This is a genomic window from Porifericola rhodea (assembly GCF_030506305.1).
GTDB lineage: Bacteria > Bacteroidota > Bacteroidia > Cytophagales > Cyclobacteriaceae > Catalinimonas > Catalinimonas rhodea.
Window position 1 is genome coordinate 745721 of record NZ_CP119421.1, and the last position, 22303, is coordinate 768023.

The following is a 22303-nucleotide window of genomic DNA, read 5'->3' on the forward strand; positions in this document are numbered from 1 at the left end:
ATTCCCTGACTCACAAGTATTTGTCATATTTTTACAACTTGTCTAGTACAAAGTAGACATGAGAGGATTGATTAAAATTTGTAGGCACAAATCCTGCAATTTTTACTTTAGCCAAAGCAAAGCCATATCGCGGAAAAAAATCAACCCAGGATTTTAATGTACGAAATCCGCAGGGAAAAGGCATATCAGGCACACCTACGGCTAATGCATTCGCCAAAAAATCTATAAGCACAATACAATCTCGTTGGGTATGAGCATCAAGGTTCAAGAAATCTGCAAGTATTGCTTGTTGACTGCACAAATGACTGATCTGCTCTGATAGATAAGGTAAATTTGCTAACTCTTCCTTCGGTAAGATTACATCCTCTAAGACAATAAGTCTACCGCCAGGAGCTAAAGAGTTATAGAGGTTACGCAAAAAAACGCCTTGCGCTGCATCTGTATTGCCTACATGATGCAGCACAGCAAAACAGCTCATGGTTTCGTATGATATGCTACTGGCTGTGTCCACTTGGGAAAAGTCCAGTACCTGAAAGTCTATTTCATCTTTTATCGTCTCTGTTCTCCAGTCCATGGTGTCAATACCAGCCACTCGCTTAAATAAAGGATGTTTACGCTGAAGAAAGGCTGCGAAATTGCCTCCCCCACAACCTACATCACAGTAAGAGCTACCTTTTAGAAAAGACCTGATTTTTTCATAGCGAGAGCGAAGTTTATGCTGATGTTTGTAAGCCTGATATGCGCTCGTAAATTCATCAAACCAGATGGCATCTTTTTCACTCTGCTTTCTTGAAAGCTGAGCAAAAAGCGGAAACAATTTTTCTGGTGATGACTGAATTTGTGCAATACGTTGAAAAGTAGAATCTACCAAGTGATGACACTTACTACTTACTAAGGTGTTATTCAGGAATTTAGGCTGTGGATGATGTACCTGAATGGCATGTGCATAGTTTTTGGTCATAACTGTACGGACAAAGTTTCTGGCATCAGTATTGAGGAAAGAATTTAAAAACGTATGGGCTTCTTTTAGATTTGCCATAATTTGGTAAAGTTTTTTCCAACACAACTTGCATAAAGTACTAAATTGCCAAAGAATAATAGTTAAGCTAACAGTTTTTACTTAAGGTTAATATTTACACCAGACTCGCTCAAACCAGAATTTTTTTATGAATCTGATTTTTTTTGAAGTACCTAGGTACAGAGATAATCTTAAGCCTTTTACACTCACCCGTCCTATTGCGGAAATCAGGCTGGGCATACTCAGTCTTGCTGAAAAATGGGAAAAGCATCTAAAAGTAGAGGTGCTGAATAATGGTTATTTTACTGATCAATATTTGCAGGCTAAGTTTCCTTTGCATAGTGCAGAACATAGCATTTGCATAAATGCGAGTTTGTGCCCCAGCCCGGCTTTAGTTGAAGCTATAAATCAGCTCAAAGAAGGACAACTACTAGAAAAGGACGGAGAACTACTGGCTATTTGTCCAACCTCTGCACATACTTCTACTTTAGGAGAATTAAGACATGAGGTTTACACAGAAAAGTTTGCTAAGCTTATAGCTATGGTGGAAACTTACGAAAAGCAAAGCTACACCGAGCATGCCTTTTTGCTTACTCAGCCCTGGCAGATATTTTTAGAAAATGGAGAGCAGATAAAAGCAGACTATCAGCTCATTGCTACAGGCCGTACTTCTGCCAACATTGAAGACCCACATACCATCTATTATGGCAAGCCCGAAGATATTTTTATTGAAGAAGGGGTATCTATCCGAGCTTCTATTCTAAATGCGGAAAATGGTCCCATCTATTTAGGAAAAGGAGCTACCATACACGAAAATGGGGTAATTAAAGGTCCCTTTGCTATGTTAGAAAATTCTCATGTCAATATAGGTAGTAAAATCAGGGAGGCTACTACCATTGGCCCTCACTCTAAACTGGGAGGCGAGGTAAAAAACGTAGTCGTATTTGGCAATAGCAACAAAGGACACGAAGGCTTTTTGGGTAATTCTGTGATTGGCGAATGGTGCAACTTCGGCGCAGATACTAATGCTTCCAACTTAAAAAATAACTATAAGCCCGTTAAGATCTGGAACTATGGCACTCACCGGTACGAAGATACAGGAGAGCTTTTTTGTGGCTTACTTATGGGTGATCATAGCAAATGTGGCATCAACACTATGTTCAATACAGGTACAGTAGTAGGTGTGTTTGCTAATATTTTCGGCACCGGTTATCCTGAAAAATTTATTCCTAGTTTTAGTTGGGGGGCAGTTACAGAAACAGCACCCTACCGAATAGAAAAAGCATTGGAAGTAGCCAGAGATGTACTCAAACGCCGTGGTATTACATTATCTGAACAGGAAGCGGATATTCTCCGATATATCTATGAGCACCGAACTCATGAGACGCAGCCCTGACAAAACATATGCTTTATATGTTACTGCTCTGTGTTTTGTCACAGATTAAGAGGGAATTAAAACCTAAATATTACATTTCAAAATTTAGTTATACTCCAGGTTTTTATAGTCCTATTGGACCGCATTTTCTCGCATTGCTTTTGTTATCACTTCATTGATTTTAGATAAATATTTTTCTGTAAATCTTAAAAAATTATGTGTGGAATAGTTGCTTATACAGGACATCGTCAGGCTCACGAAGTAGTCATTAAAGGGCTAAAGCGTCTTGAGTACCGTGGGTACGATAGTGCTGGTATTGCCTTGATTAATGGTGAGTTGAATGTTTACAAAAAGAAAGGAAAAGTATCTGAGCTTGAGAACCATCTTCAGCAATCATTAACGGAAGAACAGATTAAAAGCCATAGTGGCATGGGACATACTCGCTGGGCTACCCATGGTGTACCTAATGACGTAAATGCTCACCCTCACTTTTCCGGCAATAGTAAACTAGCTATTGTTCATAATGGAATCATAGAAAATTATGATGCTCTGAAAAAAGAGCTGATACAAAAAGGACATCAGTTTATTAGTGATACTGATACTGAGGTACTTATACATTTTATAGAAGATGTAAAGCAGCACAATGGCTTTACGCTGGAAGAAGCAGTGCGCATTGCCTTAAAAAGAGTGGTAGGTGCTTACGCCATTGTAATTATGTCTGCCGATGAGCCGGATTTACTTATTGCCGCCCGTAAAGGTAGCCCCTTAGTACTTGGTCTGGGTAAAGGTGAGTTTTTCTTCGCCTCGGATGCTACGCCTATTGTAGAATATGCTAATGAGGTAGTATACCTTAATGATGACGAGGTATGTGTCGTACAGGGAGGTGAATTTCAGATTAAAGACCTGAATGATGTGCCCACAGATCCATACATTCATACTCTTGATATAGAGCTTGAGGCTATTGAAAAAGGTGGGTTTGACTCCTTTATGCTTAAAGAAATTCATGAGCAGCCCAAATCTATCAGCGACTGTATGCGAGGACGTTTAAATGCAGAGACAGGCACATTGATGATGGGCGGTATCCGTGACCATATTGAAGAACTGGTTAATGCAAACCGTATTGTTATTGTTGCCTGTGGTACCTCCTGGCATGCCGGACTGGTAGCTGAGTATATTTTTGAGGACTTATGCCGTATTCCGGTTGAGGTTGAATATGCTTCAGAATTTAGATATCGTAATCCGGTAATTAATGAAGGAGATATCGTTATTGCTATATCTCAGTCAGGTGAGACTGCCGACACTCTGGCAGCAGTAGAGCTAGCTAAAAGCAAAGGCGCTACAGTTTTGGGCGTTTGCAATGTAGTAGGTTCCTCAATTGCCCGAGCCTCTCATGCCGGTTCTTATACGCATGCCGGCCCTGAAATTGGGGTAGCCAGTACCAAAGCTTTTACAGCTCAGCTAACTGTGCTTACTATGTTTGCCCTACTTATTGGCAAAAGTAAAGGCACGCTGGCAAATGAGCAGTATGATGCTTTGCTTAAAGAGATGAGCCAGATACCTGATAAGGTAAAAATAGCCCTGGAACTGAATGAGCAGGTTGAGCAAATTTCTCAAATTTATAAAGATGCCAGCAATGCCATTTATCTGGGAAGAGGGCAAAATTTTCCGGTAGCTCTGGAAGGTGCACTCAAACTTAAAGAGATATCATACATACATGCAGAGGGCTACCCTGCCGCTGAGATGAAGCATGGCCCTATCGCACTTATAGACGAAGAAATGCCGGTAGTATTTATTGCTACTCAGGATAACTCTTATGAAAAGATAGTTTCTAACATACAGGAGGTAAAAGCCAGAAAAGGGCAGGTTATTGCTATAGTTAGTGAAGGGGACACACAGATTGCAGAAATGGCTGATCATGTGCTGGAGGTGCCCAAGGCCAACCAGGAGCTTATGCCACTGATTTCGGTAATACCACTACAGTTACTTTCCTATCATATCGCAGTGATGAGAGGCTGCAATGTAGACCAGCCACGTAACCTCGCTAAATCAGTTACCGTAGAATAAGCAGTTAAGAAACAAATTTCCTTCTGGAAAGTATAAGCTCGAGAATAATCTCGGGCTTTTTTTTAAGCCTTTGGGCTATCGTACAGTGCTCTTGTTAAAGTTATAGTCTAATTGCAGAGTTTTTTTCTAGGCTTAACGCTAGGGATGATATTGGCACGCAAAGAAAAAGGGCTTTCTCGGGAAGAACTCGGGCAAAGCATTGGCACTTCCGGGGCCATTATTGGCCGTTATGAAAGAGGGACATGAAGCCTTTACGCAGCTATCCTTTCTTGAGATTGCCGCCAAGATTGCCCAGACATTGGATGTCTCATTGGATTACCTGGTTGGGCTCACTTCCCAGCAGCTTAAAGACCGCAAAATGCTACAACGCCTGGATGATCTGCGCCAACTGGATGAAGACAAGCAACGTACCCTCTTTGATCTAATGGATACCTATATCCGAGATTATAAAACCAGACAGGCTTTTGCTTCTTGATTTTTATAGTATTGGATACCCGCATAGTAAATGCTTGGATTAAATGAGCACGCATTAAAAATGCGCGCTAATGGAGGAAGCGATGTGGGGATTATTTAACTATAAATGTAAAAGAATTTGTGCTATGCTCTTCAAATTCTTTTGATAAATTATTTTCCATAAATAATGTGGAAAACACCTCAAAAGTCCCTTTTTCATTTAATATATTTTTAAAATACACTTTCCCGTTTTCAATAGTCATTTTGTTTAATTCTCTTTGATTATTAGTTTCATCAAATATCTTTATTTCTATATGCTGATTAAAATTAGGTGGATTTGGAACATAGACTATTAAATCTAGCGTATCACCTATTTGATATTCAAAATCTGTTAAAGTGTTAACAAGATTAAGAGGTTCTCTTACTCCCTCTTCTTTTAAGAAAATTCCATTAATATCATAGTATGCTCTGTAAATGCCTTTACCCGCGGGGTCATAAAACGAATAATATTTTAATTGTCCATCTTCGTAATACTCAAACATTTCCCCTATAGGTATACCTTTATGATAAGTCATTTTATACTCAATATTCCCACTGTTAAAGTATTTAATTTCAAGACCATTTTTCTCCCCATTTTGATATACAGTCTGTAATTTTTTTTGACCGTTTTCATAAAATAAATTTGCAAATCCGTGCTTCAAAGAATCACTGTTAAATTCAGCTTCAGCTTTTAATTTTCCAGATTCAAAGTAGGTTCTTTTAATATTTGTTACTTCTTCATTCTTTTTTTCACTGCTTATACACCTACTTAAAAACAATGCTAAAAGGACTATCATTAAATTTTTCATTTTATTCTTTTTTAAACGGTTCTTTGTGGCCATGACCATTTCTGGTAGAAGTAGCTCTTTCTGAAGTTTCATGAAAAAAGCCAGAACTATCTGGTTTATAAGTTTTATGACATATTGTACAATAAGTTGCTTCAAAGTAAGAATCTGTTTTTTCTTCTATTCCCAATTCATCTCCTAGAGTTCCCGCTATGTTAAAAGCATCAACCAACTTACCAAATTGTTCTGCGTAATTTTTAGGTACATCAGCGCTAGCTTTAGCGCCACCTATTACTGTCATTAATAAATTTATATCTATACTCTCCTGAGAAGCCCCAATTCTAACTTCTCCAATGGGTTGTCCATTTAAATCACTACTAGTATAAAATTTATACCCACCACCTGTCTCATTGAATAAATCCAACACGGGATCATACCAATGCTCTTCTTTTTTTATCCAAGCAAGTAATTCACCCTCACTATTCACAACAGTTATACCCGCAGGGAATTTATCTTTATTAGTTTCAGCATATGCAGGCTTACCATTTTGCCACCCTCCTGCTCCTTCTGCCCATTTAATAGCAGTTTCTGACTCAAGATTGCTATACTTAATAAAAATAGCTTCTAGAGCTATAGAAACAGCTCTATTTATATCATCATCTGCTGCTTGTTTTATAGCATTTTCCCAATATTTAGCTGTGATTGTAATTTTAGCTTCTAAGCCATCTAAATCAATAGCTGCTATTGGGTAATTACTAGCAAACTGGTAAGGAGTCAGCATAGGATAAGACTTCGTCAGCGGATCCACGCTCAAGAACTTAGCAATGCTTGGATTATAAATCCTGAACCCATAATCGTAGACACTACTACCCCCGAAGCTGTTATCTTTTTCTTTACCGTTGAAGCCGAAACGGTAGTCTTCACTTTCAAAGTTTCTGCCGGCCATTTGCATACCGAATGGGTAGTAGTCATGTAGCCTGGCAATGATAGACTGGGTAGAGTCAGCATCTATATTGATGTTGTCATTAATTACAGTAGGATGTGACTAAAGCGTGAGCCTGAGATTATACTTGAGCTTTTCTTCGGATTGGGCAAAAAAATAGGTTTGCCGTATTGGCAAACCTTATGTTCTTAACATCCACAAGTTTAAAAAATCTCAGTTTAAAAAATTATAATCCTTAGCTTAAAAAATCTATTATAATAAAGACAAGCACCTTGCCAAAGCTCTTAAACCTTTAAATGGACCTCTTAACTATTATCATCGTGAAATGTTTTCCCCACATTTTGAGAAATGCTTTTTTATTCTGGGGAGTTTTGTCACCATTTCTACAGTTTGAGTGAGCAAGCACTTCGTATTCCAGATTAGGAAGCTGCTAATTTTTATTCCACTTTTTTAAGAGCCTACTAACAAAAAAAGCCAGCTACTTGCATAGCTGGCTCTATCACTGTTTAAAAGCTTATACTTCTACAGGAACTTCTACCAATAGGTTATCCCACATGATCATCATTTTAGTGCCCATTTCATTAAACTGAATAGTAAAGGGCTCATATTTTTCGCTATTTTTCTTTACTGGCACTTCTATACGAGCTACGTCTTTACTATCATCATACTCGTATGCTCCCCAAAGCCCAAGCTCGCTGTTCAGGATAAGTGTCCACTTATCTTTTTCAGGAATGGCAAACATAGAATAGGTACCTGCTTCAATATCTTTACCTCCTAGCTTAACATCTTCAGTCAGGGTAATCTCAGTAGCTTCGTTAGCACCAAGCCTCCAAACTTTACCATAGGGCTCCTGCTCACCAATCATTTTTCTGTTGCGCAAGTGAGGACGGCTGTATACAACCTTAATGTAAGCCTCATCCTTTTTCATTTTGGCCACTGCCATTGGGCTAGGCTTAGGCTCTAATGCCTGCTGAGCTATTAAGCTTTCACTCATTAACATTACTAAAGCGAAGGCGAAGAAAGACAATAAAAATCTCCTTTTCATGGTGTGTAGTCTTTTTGGGATTAAAAATTATGCTTAAATGTAACTAATTGTCAAAAAACAAAAAGTAAACCTCAGGACAAAGATAAAGTTAAGTTCTGCTTAAATAATATTCACTTCCGGCATAATCTCAACCTCAAACTTTTGCCATACCGAATCTTTTATCTGCATTGCTAGCTTTCTCACTTCATTACCCTGGGCATTACCATGATTTACCAGTACCAATGCCTGTTTGCTATGGACTCCGGTATTACCAACTTTTTTACCCTTCCAGCCACACTGTTCAATCAGCCAACCAGCAGGTACTTTTACACTACCATCTTCCAGAGGGTAGCCTGGCACCTGAGGATAATCGGTTTTGAGTACCTGAAACTTTTCGGCACTTAGCACGGGGTTTTTGAAAAAACTACCTGCATTTCCGATTTCTTTAGGGTCTGGTAGTTTACTTTGACGGATCTGGATCACAGCTTCACTTACTTCCTCTATAGCTGTACGAGCCTTATAGTTCGACTGTGAACGCATCTCTTTAAGAGTCTCTTCTATAGCCCCATAAGAGGTGTTAATATTTGCCTGCTTACTTAAACGGAAGCTTACCTGCGTGATGATATATTTTCCTTTCAGTACATTTTTAAATACACTCTCCCGATAACCAAACTTACAGTCTTCGTGCTTAAAAACTTTCAGTTCTGCTGTTTGTAGGTCTACGGCTTCCAGGCTTTCAAATACATCTTTTATCTCCACACCATAAGCGCCAATATTTTGCATTGGGGCTGCTCCTACCGTACCCGGTATCAAAGATAAATTTTCAATACCCCCATAGCCTCTGGCAATGCAATGTAGCACAAACTCATGCCAGTTTTCCCCAGCTCCCGCTCTTACAACTACCTCATTCTCATTTTCCTCCACTACCTCTATACCGGGAATACTCATCTTTACTACTAAACCCTCAAAATTTTGGGTAAGCAGCACATTACTTCCCCCTCCTAAAATAAATAGCTCCTGCTGCTGATAAAGGGGAGTTTTAATAAGCTGCTGAAGGTCTTTGGTGCTGCTAGTTTCTACAAAGTAGCGTGCACTGGCCTCTATTCCAAAAGTATTATATGCTTTGAGTGAAACGTTTTCCTGTATTGTCATGTGGTCTGATGATTCGATATATTGCAATTCTAAATTTTTCGCATCAAGTTTAAAGCCGAAAAGAGAACGTTTAACAAAAAACGTAAGTTCTCAACGTATATCTACGAAAGTATGGAGGAATTTGAAGATTATTTGAAAGGAAAAAAGATAGACTCTAAAGCCTTTAAAGAAAAAGAACCTGAGCGCTGGGAGGAGTGGCTTCATTTATTTGAAAGAGTACATCCCAATAGCTTTAGTCAGCAAAAGCTTTTTCTGATTAATAGCACCAGAAGAAAATACCCTATTAAAGAAGATGAAAAAGAAGCAGAAGCAAATACAACCAAAGCCAAGCCCAAACCTAAAATAAAGATTTCGGTACGGCCCAGAAAAAAAGAAGACTAGCGATATTAGTCCTGGGTAGTCATGCTTTGCTGATCAGCAGTCTGGCGTGATTTCTCTTTCTTTTCTACAAAAGCTTTCTCTTCTGCTTTGGCCTGATCCAGTACAAATTCCTCGTCCTCCTTCTCTTCGTACAGATAATCGTTAATTTTCTTTCTAAGCTCCTTGGCAGGAAGGTTATGAAAGATCTCACCATTGCGCACAGCAGACATCTGCCCGGTCTCTTCAGATACTACTACAACCAAAGTGTCAGTAATTTCGGTCATTCCGATAGCCGCACGATGTCGCAAACCAAATTCTGCCGGTAGGTTATCCCTTTCTGTGACGGGCAAAATACAACGGGCAGCTTTAATACGATTTTCATGAATAATTACAGCACCATCGTGCAGAGGGCTGTATTTGTTGAAAATAGCCAGCAACAAACGTTTAGACACTACGGCATCTATCTCGTCACCAGACTCGGCATAAAACTTAAGCGGAGAGCTTTTAGAAAATACGATAAGTGCCCCTGTATTAGAGCCACTTAGGCTTTTTGAAGCATCTATAATAGGCGTAATGTTAATTTTACCATCGTCGTCATCTTTTTTCCAGAAGTTCTTGAAAAAGTTATCCCTGTTAAATGCTGTAGTTTTACCTACAAGCAACAAAAATTTCCGTATTTCCGGCTGAAAGAGAATCATAACTGCCAATACCCCTACTCCCATAAACTGGCCAAGGATAGCGCTTAGCAGTTCCATCTCCGCTGCCTTTACTACCAGGTAAATAAGGTATAAGGTTAAAAATCCGAAGAAAATACTGAGGGCTACACTTCCCTTCATTAACTTATATACCTGATAAAGCAATACGCTTACCAGCAGTATATCTATGATATCTACCCAGCTAATTTCAAGAAACCCTATTGAAAAAAGATAAATCAACTATATGTATATTTTAATATTTTAATGGTTTGTATTGCCTCCTTTACATCATGTACACGCAGTATAGAAGCCCCGTTCATGATAGCTACTGTATTGAGCACTGTAGTACCATTGAGCGCTTCATCTGCACTTAAGCCCAGTCTTTTGTAAATCATTGACTTTCGTGACAAACCTGCTAACAAAGGCACGTCCAGAATCTCAAAGTCTCTGAGTTTACGCAGTAGCTCGTAGTTCTGGTCAATAGTCTTAGCAAAACCAAAACCAGGATCAATAATCACATCTGCTACCCCTTTCTCTCTTAGCTGAACCAGCTTTTTCTGAAAATAGTCTATGATTTCACCTGTCAGATCCTCGTAATTAGTTAACTCTTTCATGTCCTGAGGTGTTCCCCGCATGTGCATAAGAATATAAGGAACCTGTAACGAAGCTACAGTGTCAAACATATATTCGTCCAGATTGCCACCGGAGATGTCGTTAACTACACTAGCTCCTGCCGTTACGGCTTCTCGCGCCACATCTGATCTGAAAGTGTCTATGGATATATACGCTTCAGGAAAAGATTTAGATACCAGTTCTACGGCTTTTATTGCACGTTTTTTTTCTTCGTCAGCACTGATATGTTCGGCTCCTGGCCTAGATGAATAACCACCAATGTCAATGATCGTAGCTCCTTCCCGAAGAATCTGCTCTGCCCTGCTGAGTATGATACTATCATTCTGATGGTATCGGCCTCCATCGTAAAAAGAGTCTGGAGTTACATTAAGTATCCCCATTACGATAGGCTCTTCCAGGTTTATTAAATTACCTTTAAGATTTAAGCTTCTTTTCAGAGAAAAAAATTGCCCTTTTTGATATAATTTACTCAATTTCCGTACCCAAGTTATTTTATATATCAATTAATTTTGAAAAATCAAAATACACACGAATATAGTCAAGTCGTCAGGGCTAGCCAAGAGCATTAAAAAAAGAAAATGTACAACGAAACAGGCTGAGTGAACGTTTGCAGTTTTTAAGAAATTAGCGTAATACATAGGTGTACTCCTGGCTATTTTGCTGAAAAATTAGCGTTCAGCAGGCTTTAAAACTTATATTCCATCAACTAAAAAAGTAGTGCATGAGGTTTTCCGTCCTAAGCGCTTAACTTTGTTTGAAAGAAAAGACAACCCAATGAAAATAATCGTACAGATTTCGCGCCTTCTGGTAGGTGGCTTATTTATATTTTCTGGCCTTATCAAAATCAATGATCCGGTAGGTACCGCTATCAAACTTGAAGAATATTTTGAGGTATTCGCTACAGACTTTGCTCCATTTTTTGCCTATCTGGTTCCGGCAGCTCTTTTCTTTTCGGTATTACTAAGCGTACTGGAAGTGGTACTTGGTGTAGCTGTACTGCTAAACTACCGTATGCAACTGACCGCCTGGGTACTCCTTGCACTTATTGTCTTTTTCACTTTTCTCACCTTTTATTCGGCCTATTTCAATAAAGTGACTGATTGTGGTTGCTTTGGAGATGCCATTAAACTTACGCCCTGGCAATCTTTTATCAAGGATATAATTCTGCTGGTGCTGATCGTGTTTCTTTTTGTCTACCGTAAGCAGATGGCTGTCTCGTTCAGTTCCAGAACTGCTGACCTGGCTATACTAATAGTTGCAGTGCTTAATATTGGTGTTGCCTGGTACGCAATTCAGCACTTACCTTTTATTGATTTTCGGGCATATAAAGTAGGAGCTAACATCCCCCAGCTTATGCAACCTTCGGCCCAACTCAGGTATAAGTATATTATGACCAAAGATGGTAAAGAAGAAGAATTCATGGACTACCCTACTGAGGGTGGATATGAGTTTAAAGAGATGGTGTTGCTCAACCCGGAAGCTCAACCTAAAATTACTGATTACAGTGTATGGAATTCTGAAGGCGACTTCACGGAGCAAACTTTTGAAGGTAATAAGCTCCTGATCATCATGTATGATGCTCAAAAGGCCGACACTGATTTTCTTCCAGAAATAAGAAACTTAGCAGAAAGTTTACCTTCAAGCATAGCGCCCATTATACTTACAGCCTCGGGAGAAGAGGTGTTTGAGTCTTTTCGCCATGAACACCAACTCGCTATGCCTTATTATTTTGCTGATGCTACAGTGCTAAAAACCATCATTCGTGCAAATCCAGGTTTGGTGCTATTAAAAGAAGGGGTGGTACAGGCTAAGTGGCACCATAACGATATTCCTGAAAGCAGCACCCTTATAGAGCTTAGCGAAAAACAAAATCTTGCTTCTCAAAACTAGTATTTACTGCCATTATGAAAGTTTTTTTAGTAGGTATGCCCGGCTCTGGAAAGTCAACCTTAGGCAAGCAGATTGCACGCCTCATGGATATGCCTTTTATAGACCTGGATACTGAAATTGAAAGATTGGTACGTACCAGCATTAGTGAGCTATTTCAGCAGCACGGAGAAGACTATTTTAGGGAGGTAGAAAGAGATACGCTAGATAAAATTATTCACGAACAGGACAGCTTTGTTATGGCTACGGGAGGTGGAACTCCTTGCTTTCATGAGAATATGAGTGCTATGAATAAGGCTGGCTTAAGCGTGTATATTGACTTGCCTTCGCAGGAGATTATTAATAGAATGTCAAAAAAAGGGATGGTTCAACGCCCTCTATTTCATGGTCTGGATGCCGCAGATATGGTTAAAGCTTTTGACCAAAAGTTTAACCATCGTATTCCTTTTTATAAAAAAGCAAAAATAGAGATAGCAGGAGATTATATTACGGCTGAGCGCATTATCCACCTGATATCTCTACAATCTAAGGCTAAAAATTAAAGCCTACTGATAATACTACATTTGTAATGTTATCTTCTGAGTTCGGAATATCCGCTGTAGGAAAATTCTGGGCTCCCTGATAAGGGAAAAAATCAGTATTATACTGGGTATTTACTACTGCTAAATCTGCAAAGAATGTAGGTGTATGAAAGCCTACTCCTCCCGAGAGTACTACCCGATCTCTGTCTAACTGGTCTCCTGCATACCTGGTAGGATCCGCATAAAGCGCATAACCTAATCTAAGACGAAACATATCATATCTAAACTCTCCTCCCAACTTATAGTTGATTACGGATTTCATTACCTCATCTATTTCAGTATTTAGAGTTCCGGTATTAAACTCATTAGACCCAAAACGATTGGCCGCATAGTTCATATATTCTACATCAGCAGTAATAAATCCGTATTTCTGAAAGAAATAAGAAAAACCACCACTCACTTTAGAAGGGGTAGATAAAGTGTACTCAGAAAAGTTTACTGTACCAACTACGGGCTGGTTAAATGTCTGTGGTTCAGAATCAACTTCTTCCCGTATGCCTACAGTCTGAGAGTTTAATACAAAAGAATACTCTTCTGTCATGCTATAAATAGTAGGTGTTTTATAAGCCAGACCTATGGTAAGCTCGTTAACAGGACGATAAATTAACCCTATGCTAGCGTTTACACCACTTCCATCAATATTTAAGGTTTCATCAAGCCTAACGTTGTCTACCGACTCAATGGTAAGAGGTGAGTCATCAAATGGTTTAAATGGGTAGTTGCTTCCTCCCTGTCTAAACTCCTCTGGGTACACATACTGTTCACTAAATGATGTATTCTTTTCGTAGGTAAAATTTTTAAAGCCTATGCTAGCACCAAAGTACAATTTGTCTTTGTAATTGCCACCATATGAAAAGTCCCATTCACTTTGCCTACCCTGCTCTTCAATCAGACCTTCCTGTACAGCTGTAGCTCCGGGAGGAATAGACGCAGCATAGGAAGTTGAGTTATCTGGATACGGGTTGATTAAATAGTTAGCGTAGGCAGCATCCGGATAAAATGGATAAGTTTCATCATCTATACTTTGATCAAACACAGCTACATCAATACCATTTGCTTGTAGGGCAAACTCATCTAATAGAGAGAAAGCGTTTTCTCCTCCAAACCCATAGCTGATGTTATACGTGTTGGTCTGATTATAACTTATAGCAAATGAACCACCTCGGTAATCAGCAGGTACAATATCATCCTTGGTATTGTTGAAGACTATCCCAAAATTTGAGATGTTAAACTGGTTATCAAAAGTTTCCGAAGTAGAGTTCAGAAAATTGCTATTCGTTTTGGCATTTTTAAAGTGAGGGCTTAAGACTACCTGCGAACGATTATAAAAACCGAGTCCGGCAGGGTTTATATAGGCCGAGCTAAGATCTCCGCCCAAAGACACTCCACCACCTCCAAGGCCTAACATACGCGCCGTACCTGTAGGTGCGGTTCTGCTAATTAATAAAGCATCTTCTGCCACCTGGGCATGTCCCACAGTGACTATTGCGATGCTACATAAGAATGAAAATATATAGGATTTGTGTAGGGTTTTCATATAAAACAAAATCGTATGAACAAAAAAATAGTGTAGTAAGATAACGGTCTCACTACACTACTTGTTGTTTTAGCTAAAGTTCATTTAGCGGAAAGCTTAGTTTCCTCCACCACGAGAGCTACGTCCTCCACTGCTTCTGCTTGGTGAAGAACTTCTACTGGGAGAAGAACTGCTTCGGCTATAGCTACCGCTGCTTCTGGTGCTTCGGCTCGGTGTATAAGAGCTGTTGCTACGAGAGCGAGAGCTATTACTGTAAGAAGAATTTCTATTGCTATTGCCATAGCTACGAGAATTGTAACTAGGACTGGTAGAATAACTTCTTGAAGGGCTGGTACTACGAGAGCGAGTAGAGTAGCTTGAGCTACGGCTACGTTTGGTAGCTTCGCTGGTACTGTAGGTTCTACTTCCACGGCTGGCCGGCGTAGAGCTACGGTATACTCTGCTAGACTCAGCTGATCTCGCATTTGCTCTTGAACGCTGGTAGTACTCATTCTGAGTTCTGCTATAATCTCTGTTGCTTCTAGCTGTAGAAGAAGAACGAGCATTGGCAGTACTTGCTCTATTGTTAGCAACAGATCTGCTGCTAATGGTGCTATTTGAACGGCTGATGGCATCAGTACGATTGCTTCTTACGTTAGCGGCAGTACGTGTTGCTCTCTGAGAGCTTCTACCTGTAGTAACTACACGGCGGTTAACACCTATATTCTCGTTGTTGATAATTACTACACCAGGGCGGTTCCAGTAGCCTCCGTAGTAACCATCGTACAAGCCAGCATAGTAAGCATTACGAAATCCCCAAGGATTCCTATATCTCCAAGAGCTGTAGAATGGATCTCTCCATGGACGGTATGCCCATGCATTTCCAAATCCCCAACCAAAACCTATTGATACACCAACGTTCCATCCTGGACGAGCCCAGCTTGAGGTAGGTCCCCAGAATGGATCGTAGAAAGGATCCATAAAAAACGGATCATTGTAAAATCCACCAGCATAGTACGGGTTACCGTACATACCATAGCGGCCGGCAGGTCCGTAGAAATTATTTACAACCTGAGGTTGATTACCACTAGTTGTGTAGTAATCGTCACGATTATAATCTTCTACATAATACTCATCATTCTGTACTGAGTTCTCTTGTGTATTTTGTTGATCTTGTGCATTGCTGTATTTTGCAATGTACTCAGGGTTAACGTTCTTGGAGGAATAACTTTGCTGATCGTAGACATAAGACCCTTGCTGGTAGTCTGCTTTCTTAGGCTCATTGAGCTTAGTAAACTCTACAGTTTGTCTGTCACTAGCTGTAAAGTATAGATCATCATACTCATTGGACTGAGCATACTGATCGGACGTGGCGCAGGCCCCCAGCAGCGTCAAAGCCGCCAGACCGATTGCTAATGTTGTTCCATAAGTTTTCATAAATATCCTCCTATTTATACTAATACTCTACAATTATTATACGGCAAAGTACGAAATTAGATTTGTAATAAATATCTTTGCCTGTGCTTAATATATCATTTTTAGGTGAAAATTCACAAATATAGTACCAACAATAAGCATTCATGAGCAAAGGATTACCCAAAAGAAGCGAAGACTATTCAGCCTGGTATAATGAACTGGTAAAGCGTGCAGAGCTAGCCGAAACCTCTGAAGTTAGAGGATGTATGGTTATCAAACCCTATGGTTATGCCATCTGGGAAAAAATGCAGGCACAGTTGGACAAAATGTTCAAAGCCACTGGTCATACTAATGCTTATTTCCCTCTTTTTATCCCAAAATCTTACCTGAGCAAAGAAGCTGATCACGTGGAAGGTTTTGCCAAAGAGTGTGCAGTTGTAACACACCACCGCTTAAAAAACGCAGAAGATGGAAGCGGCGTAGTGGTAGACCCCGAAGCCAAACTGGAGGAAGAGCTGATTGTGCGACCTACTTCAGAAACAGTAATCTGGAACTCTTACAAAAACTGGATACAATCATACCGAGACCTCCCTCTACTTATTAACCAGTGGGCTAATGTGGTAAGGTGGGAGCTTAGAACTCGCCTTTTCCTACGTACCGCTGAGTTTCTTTGGCAGGAAGGGCACACCGCCCATGCCACCCGCGAAGAGGCTGTAGAAGAAACTGTACGAATGATGAATGTGTATGCAGAGTTTGCCGAAAAGCATATGGCTCTACCGGTTCTCAGAGGGGTAAAAACTGAAAGTGAAAGATTTGCCGGAGCCCTAGACACCTATTGCATAGAAGCACTGATGCAAGATGGCAAAGCTCTGCAAGCTGGTACTTCTCATTTTCTGGGGCAGAATTTTGCCAAGGCCTTTGACGTAAAGTTTGCGACCAAAGAAGGAGGCTTAGAGCACGTTTGGGGAACTTCGTGGGGTGTAAGCACCCGCCTGATGGGCGCATTGATTATGGCACATTCCGATGATAACGGATTGGTACTTCCTCCTAAGCTGGCTCCTATTCAGGTAGTGATTGTCCCTATCTTCAGAAAAAGTGAAGAGCTTGAAGCTATTTCTCAGAAGGTAGCTGGTATTAAAGAGCAGTTGGAAGAGCTGGGAGTGTCTGTTAAATTTGATGATCGTGATACACATAAGCCAGGCTGGAAATTTGCAGAGTACGAGCTCAAAGGTGTGCCTCTACGCCTAGCAATGGGACCTCGTGACCTCGAAAACGGCACTGTGGAGATAGCTCGCCGCGATACGCTGGAAAAGCAAACTTACCAGTTTGATGAAGCTCTACCTCAGACTATTAAAAAGCTTTTAGATACCATACAGGAAGAAGTTTATAACAAAGCTTTGCAGTTTAGAGAAGAAAAGACATACCGTGTAGACAGTTATGAGGAGATGAAAGAAGTGTTGGAAGAAAAAGGTGGCTTTATCTCTGCGCACTGGGATGGCACTGCTGAAACTGAAGCTAAAATCAAAGAAGAAACTAAAGCTACCATTCGTTGTATCCCTCTTAACAATGAGCAGGAAGAAGGCAAGTGTATTTACTCAGGAAAACCGTCAAGCCAGAGAGTAATCTTTGCCAAAGCGTATTAATCTCGTATATTGAAGAGCTCTTTCAGCATTCCTTAATTGCTGTTAGCAGCTCTTCAAAATTTTTATGCACATGTGGCTAGCTATCATTATTTTGTTGGTCGTCGGTATATTGCTAATCGTTACTGAACTGATCTTTATTCCGGGCACTACTATTTTTGGTATAGCCGGACTTATCCTATCGGCTGCCGGAGTGATTATGACTTTTGTTAACTTCGGCTCAAGCAGTGGCTTCATCACGCTGGGTATCACATTTGGCCTTGTTGTAATACTATTAATACTTAGTTTTCGCTCCGAAACCTGGGAGGGGCTTTCTTTAAAAAGTGCTAATACCGGACGGGTAAATGAGGATGTAAAAAATAACCTTTGGGTAGGTGATCAAGGAATTGCACTCTCAGCTTTACGGCCGGGCGGCAAGGCTGAGTTTAATGACACCGTTGTTGAAGTAAGTACGCTTGGCCAATACATAGAAGATGGTTCAGAAGTAAAAATTATCAGTATTAAAGGCCACAGAATCATCGTAGAATCAGTCAGCACACACCAAACTAAAACCACTTAACAGACAAAACCCATCTTATGGACGGACTCTCTTTAATTTTAATTATTGTTGCCGCGATAGTGGCATTCTTTACTTTTCTTTATTTCATACCTTTAAATCTCTGGATTACCGCTCGCTTTTCTGGCGTTAAGGTTGGCTTGCTTGAGCTGGTATTTATGCGTATTCGTAAAGTTCCGCCCCGCATAGTGGTAGATTCGCTAATTACTGCTACTAAAGCCGGACTGGAAGTAACTTCTTCTGAACTGGAAACACACTACCTCGCTAGTGGTAATGTGCCCACCGTAATTAAGGCACTTATTTCTGCTGACAAAGCCAATATCCGCCTCACTTTTAAACAGGCTACAGCTATTGACCTTGCTGGGCGAGACGTATTTGAAGCTGTACAGATTTCTGTAAATCCTAAGGTTATTAATACCCCCGAAGTAGCCGCTGTGGCAGCTGATGGTATACAGCTGATGGCAAAAGCCAGAGTTACGGTAAGAGCTAATATTGCTCAGTTGGTAGGTGGCGCCGGAGAAGACACTATACTTGCTAGGGTTGGAGAAGGCATTGTAACCTCTATCGGTTCTGCTAAAAAGCATACTGATGTGCTGGAAAACCCGGACAATATCTCCAAGCTGGTATTGCAGCGTGGGCTGGACGCCGGTACTGCATTTGAAATCCTATCTATTGACATCGCTGATATTAATGTAGGAGACAATATTGGTGCTAAGCTACAAATTGACCAGGCCAATGCTGACCTTAAAGTAGCGGAGGCTAAGGCAGAGGAGCGTAGAGCAATGGCGGTAGCCAATGAGCAAGAGATGCGCGCTAAATCTCAGGAGGCAAGAGCATCAGTAATTGCCGCCGAAGCGGAAGTACCCAAAGCATTAGCAGAGGCTTTCCGTTCTGGTAATCTGGGAGTAATGGATTATTATCGTATGCAAAATATTCAGGCAGATACGGATATGCGCAGTGCCATCTCAGGAGAAGATGATACCAGAAGTAAAAAAGATGATGACGATTAGTCTATTGAAGAAATATAAAAAGGTGGCGGCTCTCACAGTCACCTTTTTTATGCTTACAGATTTTAGTGTATGATCATCAGTTGCCGGCTACCTGCGTTGGTAAGTTAAAAGACTTCCAGCCTTGTTCTTCCAATACCAGATAAACCTCGTTATAGGGATCATATTTTATCAGGTCGTACTTTAATGGAATTGTGCTTTTACCCTGTAGGGTAAGTAATCCATAGCGCCCATTCCTGCTAATGATGACAAACCCATTACCCAAATCATCTACTGTATCATATTTTGGGTATATGAGTGCATGTCCTTCATGGCTTACCAGCCCCATCTGTATTTTATCTTTACCTTCCTTTTCCTGCTCTACAATGTAGCGGTCTTCTAATGTAGGGCGAATATTATAATATTGATTCGGAACGATTGTCTCTCCTTTTTTATTTACCATTCCATATTTACCCTCTTTCTTTACAATAGCCAAGCCTCCAACAAACGCACGAGCTTCTTCAAAATGAGGCTGTACAACCAGGCGTTCAAACCGGTCTATGTAGCCCCAGCGTCCCAGCAACTTAATAGCAGCCATATTGCTCTGAAAGCGGCTAATAGAATCATAGCGATTGGCTATTCTTAAACGCCCGAGCGTATCTACAAAACCAAACTTATCTTCAATCTTCACTCCTAGATAGTGGTTGCTCATGGGGTAAAGATCCTGAAAGTTATTGTCCAAATCTACGAGTACTTCTCCATCTCTGTTAAGTATACCAAAGTGACCTTCTTTTTCAAAGGTGTAAACAGTACCTTCCTGCAATGCAGAAATAGTATCGTACTTGGTATCCAGTATGCGTTTACCGTTGTAAGTAAGTAGTCCGTATTTGCCCTGCTCATTTACTTCCCATACGGTATGTCCATTATCTATTAAAGGATAGCTCCCCACATAGATTTCATTCCCCTCACTATCCACCAGTCCGTGACGGGCCGATTCGTAGCGGTAGGCATCAGTACTAAAAATATACAGATTGTCATGAATTCTTTTAAGGTGGAGGCTAGCCCCTTCGTACTTAAATGGTTTTATAGTCCAGTTGCCATAGGTATCAATAATTCCCTGCCCATCAATAAAATCTACACTGGCTCGGTGCTGGCTAAAATCTGATACAGATAAGTACTGGCAGGGGATAACTTCTTCCCCTTGCATATTTATATAACCCCAATAGTCTTTTCTTTTTACTGCCAGTAAGTTTTCTCTAGCTGGTCTTATCTGTTGATAAGCGAAGCTGGTGAGTTTGTTTCCATCAGTGTCGTACATAAACCAGCTTTTTACACCCTCGCCCAGATTTTGAGCGGCCAGCAGATAATCTTCAGCAACAAAGAGGGTATCATATACCGTATCTAGAATAATCTCGTTTTGGCTGGAGTGCGCACTTTTCATTAAGCCATACTTTCTACCTTTTCTAAGTACAGCAAAGCCATGTTTTAGTTCATCTATTTGCCAGCTTTCGTCCAGTATAAGTTTACCTTCAGCATCAACAAAAGAAGCCACACCTCCCAGCTTGATCTGATAGAGGTTAAGCCCGGCAGGCTCCATATCTTCAAAAGTATAAGTCTTAATTTTTTTGTTGTCGCCAGTATAGGTGTGCCATTTACTAAACGGAAGAGCAGATATTTCGCCATTTTCGCTAATACGAACTTTCTGGTACTCTACCGGAAGTACTAGCTGTCCGGCCTCATTAATAATTCCCTGCTTACCATTCTGATACACCTTAGCCAGATGAAAACTGTTAAATGGGCTAATACTGTCATATTTAAAGCTAGTCAGTTCATCACCTTCTGCGCTAAATAAGGCCAGTTTGTTTTCTGCATTAAATACCGCATAAGATTTGGCAGAGAGTGGAGTAATTTTGTTGTACTGAAAACCTATAACAGCCTGCCCTTCTTCGTCTATCAGTCCATAAGCTATTTCCTGATTTACAACCATAGAAGCTATAAGCTGCTCATGGTTAGCCTCCAAAGAACTGTAACGGAAGCTAAGTGCGATTTCACCTTTAGTATTAATGAGCCCATATTTTGCTTTTCTGCTGCTGCGCCCACCTTTAGAAGCTATAATTAGTTTATCAAAAAAAGGTGACAGGCTATAATACTGAGCCTCTGTCACCTTAGTATTTTTTACATTAATCAGCCCCCACTTATTATTCTCGCGATACCCTATCACTTTATGAAATACCTTAGGGTGTGCTGTGGTCCAGCCCAGGTCTTCGTAGGCGATTGGGATGATCATCTTCCCTTCTTCGTCGAATAGTCCCTTAAGTTCGTTCTTCTCTACGATAGTAAAGCTTACCTCGTCGTTTAAAGGGGGAAGGGGAACACTTGCAAAAGAATAACTAAAAGAAATAAAGAGGGCTGATAGAGCAAGAGCTAGTCGCTTTGTCATAAAATCTACTCCGTAAGGCTTATTGATGTAATTGTGATTCGCTGAATAGCGAATGATACAAATTTTTCACCAATTTTTAAAAAACTAAGCCTTATGTGGAAAAAATTAGTACAAAAACCCTAGCTCGTAATAAATTGAGCAATAAACTATTCAATATCAGTCACTAGCATACTGTTTTTCCAGGTCTTCTACTTCTTTGTACAATTGTGTAGCATAATCACGCTGCTGACGTACTTTGTTTTTTACCTGTTCTTCCAGATCGCTCCTTTCCAGTGCCTGATCATACATTTCTATAGCTTTGCGCTCAGCACTCAGGCAGTTTTTAAGCATAGCTGACTCATTTCTGCGTACTATAATGGATGCGAAATCTGACCAGAACTCGTCAGTTTTAAGATCCATAGGACTTTTTTTGTCTATGTCTTCTGACAAATCGCTCTTTAAATTTACAGCAAATTCGTCATGCTTTATCGCAGCATCTTCAAAAAATCCGGTAAGGGGGCGGTTGTGTACATTCTTTGCAGCGTTTTGGTATACATCTCTTGCTTTAAGGGTACGCCAATATATTTTTTCTAGTATTTTTGTATTCTCTTTGTTCGTTTCCATACTGCTATTCGTTTAAAAAATCAGTTTCCTATTGTAACAACAAAAAGTAAATTTTGTGAGACAAATCTTCTTATAAAGTCAAAAAATCAAAAAAACTGCATAGAAATTGTGTCTGTTTTAGAGCTGTATCTGATGAA

At 40.2% G+C, this 22303-nt stretch carries 21 protein-coding genes; 10 read left to right on the forward strand and 11 right to left on the reverse strand.

The window, feature by feature from the left end:
- Positions 1-31: 31 nt before the first annotated feature.
- Positions 32-1039 carry a class I SAM-dependent methyltransferase gene (locus PZB74_RS03225; protein ID WP_302240730.1) on the reverse strand — a complete coding sequence of 336 codons (1008 nt, stop codon included), beginning with the start codon at positions 1037-1039 and terminating at the stop codon, positions 32-34.
- A gap of 127 nt (positions 1040-1166) precedes the next feature.
- Here PZB74_RS03225 and PZB74_RS03230 point away from each other — a divergent pair, with 127 nt between their 5' ends.
- From PZB74_RS03230 to PZB74_RS03240, 4 genes are all read left to right on the forward strand, one after another.
- Positions 1167-2414: a putative sugar nucleotidyl transferase gene (locus PZB74_RS03230; RefSeq protein ID WP_302240732.1), complete on the forward strand. Its 1248-nt coding sequence runs from the start codon at positions 1167-1169 to the stop codon at positions 2412-2414.
- A gap of 195 nt (positions 2415-2609) precedes the next feature.
- Positions 2610-4457 carry a glutamine--fructose-6-phosphate transaminase (isomerizing) gene (gene glmS, locus PZB74_RS03235; RefSeq protein WP_302240733.1) on the forward strand — a complete coding sequence of 616 codons (1848 nt, stop codon included), beginning with the start codon at positions 2610-2612 and terminating at the stop codon, positions 4455-4457.
- Between the two features lie 144 nt (positions 4458-4601).
- Positions 4602-4703: a helix-turn-helix domain-containing protein gene (locus PZB74_RS22600; RefSeq protein WP_367281463.1), complete on the forward strand. Its 102-nt coding sequence runs from the start codon at positions 4602-4604 to the stop codon at positions 4701-4703.
- Positions 4687-4932, forward strand: coding sequence for a hypothetical protein (locus PZB74_RS03240; protein WP_302240735.1), 246 nt, complete (start codon positions 4687-4689; stop codon positions 4930-4932). The genes PZB74_RS22600 and PZB74_RS03240 overlap by 17 nt, the downstream gene beginning before the upstream one ends.
- A gap of 91 nt (positions 4933-5023) precedes the next feature.
- Here the strand turns inward: PZB74_RS03240 and PZB74_RS03245 are convergent, their stop codons facing one another.
- The 4 genes from PZB74_RS03245 to murB form a co-directional block, all read right to left on the reverse strand.
- Positions 5024-5791, reverse strand: a complete 768-nt coding sequence (locus PZB74_RS03245; RefSeq protein WP_302240737.1) for a toxin-antitoxin system YwqK family antitoxin — start codon at positions 5789-5791, stop codon at positions 5024-5026.
- Positions 5760-6764: an RHS repeat domain-containing protein gene (locus tag PZB74_RS03250; protein WP_367281479.1), complete on the reverse strand. Its 1005-nt coding sequence runs from the start codon at positions 6762-6764 to the stop codon at positions 5760-5762. The genes PZB74_RS03245 and PZB74_RS03250 overlap by 32 nt, the downstream gene beginning before the upstream one ends.
- Before the next feature lie 427 nt (positions 6765-7191).
- Positions 7192-7671 carry a DUF2911 domain-containing protein gene (locus PZB74_RS03255; RefSeq protein ID WP_302240739.1) on the reverse strand — a complete coding sequence of 160 codons (480 nt, stop codon included), beginning with the start codon at positions 7669-7671 and terminating at the stop codon, positions 7192-7194.
- Between the two features lie 150 nt (positions 7672-7821).
- Positions 7822-8880 (reverse strand): UDP-N-acetylmuramate dehydrogenase, encoded by a 1059-nt coding sequence (gene murB, locus PZB74_RS03260; RefSeq protein WP_367281464.1) that lies wholly within the window; start codon positions 8878-8880, stop codon positions 7822-7824.
- Positions 8881-8964: 84 nt separating this feature from the next.
- Here murB and PZB74_RS03265 point away from each other — a divergent pair, with 84 nt between their 5' ends.
- Positions 8965-9234 carry a hypothetical protein gene (locus tag PZB74_RS03265; RefSeq protein ID WP_302242871.1) on the forward strand — a complete coding sequence of 90 codons (270 nt, stop codon included), beginning with the start codon at positions 8965-8967 and terminating at the stop codon, positions 9232-9234.
- A 5-nt stretch (positions 9235-9239) separates the two neighbouring features.
- Here the strand turns inward: PZB74_RS03265 and cdaA are convergent, their stop codons facing one another.
- Positions 9240-10148, reverse strand: a complete 909-nt coding sequence (gene cdaA, locus PZB74_RS03270; protein WP_302240740.1) for a diadenylate cyclase CdaA — start codon at positions 10146-10148, stop codon at positions 9240-9242.
- On the reverse strand, positions 10145-11014 hold the full coding sequence (folP, locus tag PZB74_RS03275; RefSeq protein ID WP_302240742.1) for a dihydropteroate synthase: 870 nt from the start codon (positions 11012-11014) through the stop codon (positions 10145-10147). The genes cdaA and folP overlap by 4 nt, the downstream gene beginning before the upstream one ends.
- A 301-nt stretch (positions 11015-11315) precedes the next feature.
- Here folP and PZB74_RS03280 point away from each other — a divergent pair, with 301 nt between their 5' ends.
- A complete protein-coding gene (locus PZB74_RS03280) occupies positions 11316-12431 on the forward strand; it encodes a BT_3928 family protein (protein WP_302240744.1) in 1116 nt (371 codons plus the stop codon).
- Between the two features lie 14 nt (positions 12432-12445).
- Positions 12446-12970: a shikimate kinase gene (locus PZB74_RS03285; RefSeq protein ID WP_302240746.1), complete on the forward strand. Its 525-nt coding sequence runs from the start codon at positions 12446-12448 to the stop codon at positions 12968-12970.
- Here the strand turns inward: PZB74_RS03285 and PZB74_RS03290 are convergent.
- A complete protein-coding gene (locus tag PZB74_RS03290) occupies positions 12960-14546 on the reverse strand; it encodes a hypothetical protein (RefSeq protein ID WP_302240748.1) in 1587 nt (528 codons plus the stop codon). The two genes, PZB74_RS03285 and PZB74_RS03290, sit on opposite strands and share 11 nt — an antisense overlap.
- Positions 14547-14642: 96 nt before the next feature.
- Positions 14643-15962: a hypothetical protein gene (locus tag PZB74_RS03295; protein WP_302240750.1), complete on the reverse strand. Its 1320-nt coding sequence runs from the start codon at positions 15960-15962 to the stop codon at positions 14643-14645.
- Between the two features lie 143 nt (positions 15963-16105).
- On the opposite strand from PZB74_RS03295, the gene proS reads away from it, so the two are divergent.
- From proS to floA, 3 genes are all read left to right on the forward strand, one after another.
- Positions 16106-17584 carry a proline--tRNA ligase gene (gene proS / locus PZB74_RS03300; RefSeq protein ID WP_302240751.1) on the forward strand — a complete coding sequence of 493 codons (1479 nt, stop codon included), beginning with the start codon at positions 16106-16108 and terminating at the stop codon, positions 17582-17584.
- A gap of 70 nt (positions 17585-17654) precedes the next feature.
- Positions 17655-18140 (forward strand): NfeD family protein, encoded by a 486-nt coding sequence (locus tag PZB74_RS03305; RefSeq protein WP_302240753.1) that lies wholly within the window; start codon positions 17655-17657, stop codon positions 18138-18140.
- 17 nt (positions 18141-18157) lie between these two features.
- The gene (gene floA / locus PZB74_RS03310) at positions 18158-19147 is read left to right on the forward strand and encodes a flotillin-like protein FloA (protein ID WP_302240754.1); all 990 of its coding nucleotides are present in this window, start codon (positions 18158-18160) and stop codon (positions 19145-19147) included.
- A gap of 76 nt (positions 19148-19223) precedes the next feature.
- Here floA and PZB74_RS03315 read toward each other — a convergent pair whose 3' ends face one another.
- Both PZB74_RS03315 and PZB74_RS03320 read right to left on the reverse strand, forming a co-directional pair.
- Entirely contained in the window at positions 19224-21563 is a 2340-nt protein-coding gene (locus PZB74_RS03315) for a WG repeat-containing protein (RefSeq protein ID WP_302240755.1), read from the reverse strand.
- Between the two features lie 156 nt (positions 21564-21719).
- A complete protein-coding gene (locus PZB74_RS03320) occupies positions 21720-22166 on the reverse strand; it encodes a DUF2383 domain-containing protein (protein WP_302240756.1) in 447 nt (148 codons plus the stop codon).
- Positions 22167-22303 lie beyond the last annotated feature (137 nt).

Bases quoted from the DNA above. Each gene is read 5' to 3' on its own strand.
- PZB74_RS03225 (WP_302240730.1), bottom strand. From the start codon at position 1,039: ATGGCAAATCTAAAAGAAGCCCATACGTTTTTAAATTCTTTCCTCAAT.
- PZB74_RS03230 (WP_302240732.1), top strand. From the start codon at position 1,167: ATGAATCTGATTTTTTTTGAAGTACCTAGGTACAGAGATAATCTTAAG.
- glmS (WP_302240733.1), top strand. From the start codon at position 2,610: ATGTGTGGAATAGTTGCTTATACAGGACATCGTCAGGCTCACGAAGTA.
- PZB74_RS22600 (WP_367281463.1), top strand. From the start codon at position 4,602: ATGATATTGGCACGCAAAGAAAAAGGGCTTTCTCGGGAAGAACTCGGG.
- PZB74_RS03240 (WP_302240735.1), top strand. From the start codon at position 4,687: ATGAAAGAGGGACATGAAGCCTTTACGCAGCTATCCTTTCTTGAGATT.
- PZB74_RS03245 (WP_302240737.1), bottom strand. From the start codon at position 5,791: ATGGCCACAAAGAACCGTTTAAAAAAGAATAAAATGAAAAATTTAATG.
- PZB74_RS03255 (WP_302240739.1), bottom strand. From the start codon at position 7,671: ATGAGTGAAAGCTTAATAGCTCAGCAGGCATTAGAGCCTAAGCCTAGC.
- PZB74_RS03265 (WP_302242871.1), top strand. From the start codon at position 8,965: ATGGAGGAATTTGAAGATTATTTGAAAGGAAAAAAGATAGACTCTAAA.
- PZB74_RS03280 (WP_302240744.1), top strand. From the start codon at position 11,316: ATGAAAATAATCGTACAGATTTCGCGCCTTCTGGTAGGTGGCTTATTT.
- PZB74_RS03285 (WP_302240746.1), top strand. From the start codon at position 12,446: ATGAAAGTTTTTTTAGTAGGTATGCCCGGCTCTGGAAAGTCAACCTTA.
- PZB74_RS03290 (WP_302240748.1), bottom strand. From the start codon at position 14,546: ATGAAAACCCTACACAAATCCTATATATTTTCATTCTTATGTAGCATC.
- PZB74_RS03295 (WP_302240750.1), bottom strand. From the start codon at position 15,962: ATGAAAACTTATGGAACAACATTAGCAATCGGTCTGGCGGCTTTGACG.
- proS (WP_302240751.1), top strand. From the start codon at position 16,106: ATGAGCAAAGGATTACCCAAAAGAAGCGAAGACTATTCAGCCTGGTAT.
- PZB74_RS03305 (WP_302240753.1), top strand. From the start codon at position 17,655: ATGTGGCTAGCTATCATTATTTTGTTGGTCGTCGGTATATTGCTAATC.
- floA (WP_302240754.1), top strand. From the start codon at position 18,158: ATGGACGGACTCTCTTTAATTTTAATTATTGTTGCCGCGATAGTGGCA.
- PZB74_RS03315 (WP_302240755.1), bottom strand. From the start codon at position 21,563: ATGACAAAGCGACTAGCTCTTGCTCTATCAGCCCTCTTTATTTCTTTT.
- PZB74_RS03320 (WP_302240756.1), bottom strand. From the start codon at position 22,166: ATGGAAACGAACAAAGAGAATACAAAAATACTAGAAAAAATATATTGG.